5 protein-coding genes are annotated in these 6,777 nt (G+C 42.0%); all 5 read left to right on the plus strand.

What is annotated here, in order from left to right; translation table 11 throughout:
- The first annotated feature begins 58 nt into the window (after positions 1 to 58).
- The 5 genes from ACED59_RS21935 (at position 59) to mscS (ending at position 6,643) form a co-directional block, all read left to right on the plus strand.
- Positions 59 to 1,582: a PTS transporter subunit EIIC gene (locus tag ACED59_RS21935; protein WP_029223848.1), complete on the plus strand. Its 1,524-nt coding sequence runs from the start codon at positions 59 to 61 to the stop codon at positions 1,580 to 1,582.
- 206 nt (positions 1,583 to 1,788) lie between these two features.
- Positions 1,789 to 2,838, plus strand: a complete 1,050-nt coding sequence (gene epd, locus ACED59_RS21940; RefSeq protein WP_029222970.1) for an erythrose-4-phosphate dehydrogenase — start codon at positions 1,789 to 1,791, stop codon at positions 2,836 to 2,838.
- A gap of 166 nt (positions 2,839 to 3,004) precedes the next feature.
- On the plus strand, positions 3,005 to 4,168 hold the full coding sequence (locus ACED59_RS21945; protein ID WP_029223849.1) for a phosphoglycerate kinase: 1,164 nt from the start codon (positions 3,005 to 3,007) through the stop codon (positions 4,166 to 4,168).
- Positions 4,169 to 4,323: 155 nt separating this feature from the next.
- Entirely contained in the window at positions 4,324 to 5,400 is a 1,077-nt protein-coding gene (fbaA, locus tag ACED59_RS21950) for a class II fructose-bisphosphate aldolase (RefSeq protein WP_009847671.1), read from the plus strand.
- Between the two features lie 376 nt (positions 5,401 to 5,776).
- The gene (gene mscS, locus ACED59_RS21955) at positions 5,777 to 6,643 is read left to right on the plus strand and encodes a small-conductance mechanosensitive channel MscS (RefSeq protein ID WP_009847670.1); all 867 of its coding nucleotides are present in this window, start codon (positions 5,777 to 5,779) and stop codon (positions 6,641 to 6,643) included.
- Positions 6,644 to 6,777 lie beyond the last annotated feature (134 nt).

Consider the following 6,777-nt stretch of genomic DNA (forward strand, 5'->3'; position numbering starts at 1 on the left):
AGATTCAATTAGCTTGATAAAGTTCGTTGGTATTCTAACGATATTAAAGGACTTTATTATGCTAGATAGTTTTAAAAGCGGCTTATCTAAGCTTTCCTTAATTGGTAAAGCATTGATGTTGCCCATATCTATATTACCCGCAGCGGGGTTATTACTTGCCTTCGGTGCTAAGCTCGACATCCCCCTAATGATGCGTGCTGGTGGCGTTATATTTGATAACTTAGCCTTACTGTTTGCGGTAGGAGCCGCGGTTGGTTTGACTAAGGAGTCAGGGATTGCCGCTTTAGCCGCGATTGTCGCCATGGTCGTGATGAATGCGACAATGGGGGTGGCGCTCGGCATTACACCTGAGATGGCGATGGGAGGTGGCCGTTATGCAATGGCGATGGGTATTCCTTCATTGCAAACAGGTGTCTTTGGCGGACTTATTGCAGGTATCCTCGCAGCCGTTATGTATCAACGTTTTTATGATACTAAGCTGCCTGATTTCCTTGGTTTCTTTGCTGGTAAACGCTTTGTACCGATTGTGACTGCGTTTTCTGCATTCCTAATTGGTTTAGTTTTACCTCATATTTGGTCATATATTCAATCAGGTATTGATGCGCTATCGCATATGGCGAATGGCGGAAACATGTACGTATCAACTTTCATCTACGGATTTATGGAGCGCGCTTTAATTCCAGTTGGTCTCCATCATATTTTTTATAGCCCTTATTGGTTTTCTTTCGGTGAGTACACAACTGCCGCGGGGACCATTGTAAATGGCGATCATACCATTTGGTTTAAAATGCTTGAAGATGGAGTAAAAACGTTCTCAACCAGTGAATACCAAGAAGCAGGAAAATTCCTATCGGGTAATTTTGCTATCTACATGTTTGCTTTCCCTGCTGCATGTTTAGCTATGTATCATGAAGCGAATGATAAAAATAAAAAAATTGCAGCAGGTATTTTAGGCTCTGCTGCTCTTACTTCGTTTGTTACAGGTATAACAGAACCCGTTGAATTTGCTTTTATCTTTGTCGCACCTTTACTTTATGTTTTTTCTGCAATCATGGCAGGGGTGTCTTACGCGGTGACTTATGCGTTGGATGTTCATATTGGTAAAACCTTCTCAGCCGGCATTATTGATTTCGTGTCTTTTGGTGTTCTTCCCGCGATGGATGGGTTCAAAACTAACTGGATCAATGTGATTCTTTGGGGTCTAACCATGGCCGCTATTTATTACACGGTTTTCCGTTTTGCTATTCGAAAGTTCAATTTGAAAACAGTAGGACGTGAGGATACTCAAAGTAAGGCGATCACTTTGGACAATGAAGATTTAGCTAGTGAAATCACAATCTTGATTGGTGGTGCCGCTAACATTACTTCGATAGGAGCATGTATTACGAGATTGCGTTTACAGATTAAAGATCAGGCTCTTGTGAATGAACAAGGAATCAAAGACCTAGGTGCTATGGGGGTCATAAAAGTAGGTTCAAGTGGCCTGCAAATTATTTTGGGCTCAAGAGCTCAATTTGTGGCTGATCTTATGAGTGAAAGAACTGGTGAGTCACCAAGTGCACTATCAACTAACCCAAGTTAAAAGTACGGGCTACTTCCGATAAAGCTGATGGCAACAAGCTTGTTGTCTCTTATACATAAATAGTAACGCTATCAACGTTATGGTTGGTGGCGTCTATTTATATTTAAAGTTTTGAAGTTATGACAGCTTTAGTATTCAACTAATGCGCTTTGAGTAGGATTCAGTTATCATCTGTTGCACGAAATTTTGGTTAGATGTACGGAACTATGCTAAAAGTCGCGATAAATGGATTTGGACGAATAGGGCGCAATGTATTGCGCGCTGTCTATGAAAGTGGCAAAAGCCAACAAATCAAAGTAGTAGCGGTCAATGAGCTTGCTCAACCTGACGCTATGGCTCACCTATTGCAGTACGACACCAGTCACGGCCGCTTCGGCAAGAAAATCTCTAATGATCAAGAGCACATTTATGTTCATCATGGCATTGGTGCTGAAGATAAAGGCGAGTTTGATACCATTCGTATCTTACACCTGGCTGATATTGAACTGTTGCCTTGGCGTGATCTTGAAGTCGATATTGTTCTCGATTGTACCGGTGTTTACGGTTGCCGAGATGATGGCCTAGCGCACATCGCTGCTGGAGCTAAAAAGGTACTGTTTTCACACCCTGGTGCTAACGACCTTGATAACACCATTATCTATGGTGTAAATCACGATACTATCGAAGCTGACCACCGAATCGTTTCCAATGGTTCATGCACCACTAACTGTATTGTCCCTATCATTAAAGTACTTGATGATGCCTTTGGTATTGAGTCAGGTACCATTACGACCATTCACTCTTCAATGAATGATCAGCAAGTTATTGATGCATACCATAGCGACTTGCGTCGTACTCGAGCAGCAAGCCAATCTATCATTCCTGTCGACACTAAATTGCATAAAGGTATTGAAAGAATCTTCCCGAAATTTTCTAACAAGTTCGAAGCGATATCTGTGCGTGTGCCGACGGTAAACGTCACTGCGATGGATTTAAGTGTCACAATTAATACAAATGTGAAAGTTAATGACGTAAATCAAACCATTGTTAATGCTTCCCAGTGTACATTACACAATATAGTTGACTATACTGAAGCGCCGCTCGTTTCCATCGACTTTAATCACGATCCCCATAGCGCAATCGTTGATGGTTCACAAACTCGAGTGAGCAATGGCACCTTAGTGAAAATGCTGGTGTGGTGTGACAATGAATGGGGCTTTGCGAACCGAATGCTGGATACGGTTCTTGCAATGCAAGCTTCAGAAGGCAAGAAGTAAGACCTAGAAGCAAATGTGTGGATTATTTATTTTTTAGCTTGAAATAAATACTAAGTGTCCACATATTATTAGCAGTTAAAGCATTACCAGTTGAATAATTTATAGGCTTAGCAGGGTTGCTGAGTTTCCAAAACTTTATTTTTATTTAAATTTGAGAGGACAAATCATGTCTGTGATCAAGATGACTGACCTGGAACTTGCAGGTAAACGCGTATTCATCCGTGCTGACCTAAACGTACCAGTAAAAGACGGTAAAGTAACTTCAGATGCACGTATCCTAGCATCTCTACCAACTATCAAACTTTGCCTAGAAGCTGGCGCAAAAGTTATGGTTACTTCTCACCTTGGTCGTCCTACTGAAGGCGAGTACAACGAAGAGTTCTCTCTAGCTCCTGTAGTTAACTACCTAAACGACGCACTAAACTGTGACGTTAAACTAGCGAAAGATTACGTAAATGGTCTTGAGCTAAACGCTGGTGAACTAACTGTTCTTGAAAACGTTCGCTTTAACAAAGGCGAGAAGAAGAACGAAGAAGCTCTTTCTAAGCAATACGCTGCACTATGTGACATCTTCGTAATGGATGCATTCGGTACAGCTCACCGTGCTCAAGCGTCTACACACGGCGTTGGTACTTACGCTCCTGTAGCATGTGCTGGTCCTCTTCTAGCTGCTGAGCTTGAAGCGCTTGGTAAAGCAATGGACAACCCAGCTCGCCCACTAGTGGCTATCGTTGGTGGTTCTAAAGTTTCTACTAAACTAACCGTTCTAGAATCTCTTTCTAAAATCGCTGACCAACTTGTTGTTGGTGGTGGTATCGCGAACACGTTCATCGCTGCTGAAGGCCACAACGTAGGTAAGTCTCTATACGAAGCTGACCTAGTTGAAACAGCTCAGAAGCTAATGAAAGAGTGTGCTATCCCAGTAGCGACTGACGTTGCATGTGCTAAAGCATTCGACGAAAACGCAGAAGCTGAAATCAAGCACGTTTCTGAAGTTCAAGACGACGACATGATCTTCGACCTTGGCCCTGATTCAACTGCAGCTCTAGCTGAAATCATCGGCAACGCGAAAACTATTCTTTGGAACGGCCCTGTAGGTGTATTCGAATTCAAGAACTTCGAAGCGGGTACAGCTGGTATTTCTAAAGCAATCGCTGATTCTGAAGGTTTCTCAGTAGCGGGCGGTGGTGACACGCTAGCAGCTATCGACAAGTTCGGTATCAAAGCAGATGTTTCTTACATCTCTACTGGTGGCGGTGCTTTCCTTGAGTTTGTTGAAGGCAAAGTACTTCCTGCAGTAGCTATGCTTGAAGAGCGTGCTAAAGCGTAATTGATTTAGAAAGGCGAGATACGAATCTCGCCTTTTAACGTTTGCTGCATATCACACTTATTTGCTAGAATAGCGGAAGTTGTGAGCAAACGATTGCAAATTTTTAAACTTAAGTTTTTTATCTTAAAACGAATAGAATAAATAGGACTATTTCCATGTCTAAGATCTTCGATTTTGTAAAACCTGGTGTAATTTCTGGCGATGACGTACAGAAAGTATTTGAAGTAGCAAAAGAAAACAAATTTGCTCTTCCTGCAGTAAACGTTGTTGGTACTGACTCTATTAACGCAGTACTAGAAGCGGCTGCTAAAGTTAAGTCTCCAGTTGTTGTTCAGTTCTCTAACGGCGGCGCTGCATTCTTCGCAGGTAAAGGCGTTAAACTTGAAGGTCAAGGCGCACAAGTTCTTGGTGCTGTAGCTGGTGCAAAATACGTACACGCTGTCGCTGAGTCTTACGGTGTTCCAGTTATCCTGCATACTGACCACGCTGCTAAGAAACTTCTACCATGGATCGACGGTCTACTAGACGCTGGTGAAGAGTTCTTCGCACAAACTGGTAAGCCTCTATTCTCTTCTCACATGCTAGACCTTTCTGAAGAGTCTCTAGAAGAGAACATCGAAACATGTGCTACTTACCTAGCTCGCATGGCAAAAATGGACATGACAATCGAGATCGAACTTGGTTGTACTGGTGGTGAAGAAGACGGCGTTGATAACTCTGATATGGACGCATCTGAGCTTTACACTTCTCCAGAAGACGTAGCATACGCATACGAGAAGCTAATGGCTGTTAGCCCACGTTTCACTATCGCTGCATCTTTCGGTAACGTACACGGTGTTTACCAAGCTGGTAACGTTGTACTTACTCCAACTATCCTACGTGACTCTCAAGCATACTGTGCAGAGAAGTTCGGTATTGCACCTAACGCTCTAAACTTCGTATTCCACGGTGGTTCTGGTTCTTCTGAAGCAGAAATCCAAGAGTCTATCGGCTACGGTGTTATCAAAATGAACATCGATACTGATACACAGTGGGCAACTTGGGATGGTATCCGTCAGTACTCTGCTGATAACTTCGATTTCCTACAAGGTCAAATCGGTAACCCAACTGGCGAAGCTGCGCCAAACAAGAAGTACTACGATCCACGCGTATGGCTACGTGCTGCTCAGTCTTCAATGGTTACTCGTCTTGAGAAAGCATTCGCTGACCTTAATGCTGTAGACGTACTATAATTCTTTGAATTAAGTACTCTTTAAGTTTTAAAAACCCGCTCATTGAGCGGGTTTTTTTATGTCTGATAAAAACTTGTATTAAATATGTGAAAAACCTAGCCTACGGTGAATAAATTTCGTAGTCTTTTAGTTATCGGTATTTGCGTTTATTGGTAAGTTTTATTAATTCAAAAGCTTACATAAATATGACTTTGCAATCGGTCAAAGATAGGATATCGTGCCGAAAAACTGGACCTGGTTCAGTTTATAAAAAGGACTTGGCTTTAATTTACTTTTAACACAGTGACTTAACAGGAGTTAAACTGTTTATTATTGTAAAAGTAAGTTTGGCTTAAGACAGTTTAGCTCATAGCATATTATATAGAGGATGCACATTATGGCTGATAGTTCGACAGCGCTTGAGACTCCAATTGTGGATGGTTTATCTCAGGCCGAGCAGTGGTTAACAAATAATTCAGATCTATTTATCCAATACGGTGTAAACATTATCTCTGCACTGATAATTCTATTTATTGGTAACTTGATTGTTAAAGCAGTCGCGAATAGCGTATCTAAGGTTCTTGAGAAGAAGAAGATGGACCGAGCTGTTGTGGAGTTTATCCACGGTTTAGTTCGTTACTTATTGTTTGTTATTGTTCTTATCGCTGCACTTGGTCGTTTAGGCGTTCAAACTGCATCTGTAGTTGCTGTTATTGGTGCGGCTGGTTTAGCCGTTGGTCTTGCGCTGCAAGGCTCACTATCTAACTTTGCAGCGGGTGTACTTATCGTTGCATTCCGTCCATTCAAGTCTGGTGACTACGTGGAAATTGGTGGTGTAGCGGGTTCAGTTGATTCAATTCAGATCTTCCAAACGGTTTTAACAACACCAGACAACAAAATGGTTGTAGTACCTAACGGAAGCGTTATCGGTAGCCCAATCACTAACTATTCTCGTCATGCGACGCGCCGTATTGACCTAATGATTGGTGTTTCTTACAACGCTGATCTTCAGAAGACAAAAGCGCTACTGACTAAGATCTGTGAATCTGATGAGCGCGTATTGAAAGATCCAGGTGTTCAAGTAGGTGTTCACACGCTAGCTGATTCTTCAGTTAATTTTGTTGTTCGTCCATGGGTTAGTACTGCTGACTACTGGAATGTTTATTTCGACCTTATGCAAGCTATCAAAGAAGGCTTGGATAACGAAGGTATCGAAATCCCATTCCCGCAAATGGATGTACACATGAATAAAGTTGAAGCTTAATTTCTAGTTAGTTTTTATAGCTATAAGCTTTTATAAGGAAAGGCGGATAACTTAGGTTATTCGCCTTTTTTGTTGGATGTGTCCCGTCCTGAAATGTGTTTACACATTGAGGACGAATTATGACTACTTCAAAT

It is taken from the genome of Vibrio sp. FF266 (assembly GCF_041439695.1).
GTDB classification, from domain to species: Bacteria; Pseudomonadota; Gammaproteobacteria; order Enterobacterales; family Vibrionaceae; genus Vibrio; species Vibrio tasmaniensis_A.

Excerpts from the sequence above, each read along its gene's own strand:
- ACED59_RS21935 (WP_029223848.1), top strand. The coding sequence starts at position 59 with ATGCTAGATAGTTTTAAAAGCGGCTTATCTAAGCTTTCCTTAATTGGT.
- epd (WP_029222970.1), top strand. The coding sequence starts at position 1,789 with ATGCTAAAAGTCGCGATAAATGGATTTGGACGAATAGGGCGCAATGTA.
- ACED59_RS21945 (WP_029223849.1), top strand. The coding sequence starts at position 3,005 with ATGTCTGTGATCAAGATGACTGACCTGGAACTTGCAGGTAAACGCGTA.
- fbaA (WP_009847671.1), top strand. The coding sequence starts at position 4,324 with ATGTCTAAGATCTTCGATTTTGTAAAACCTGGTGTAATTTCTGGCGAT.
- mscS (WP_009847670.1), top strand. The coding sequence starts at position 5,777 with ATGGCTGATAGTTCGACAGCGCTTGAGACTCCAATTGTGGATGGTTTA.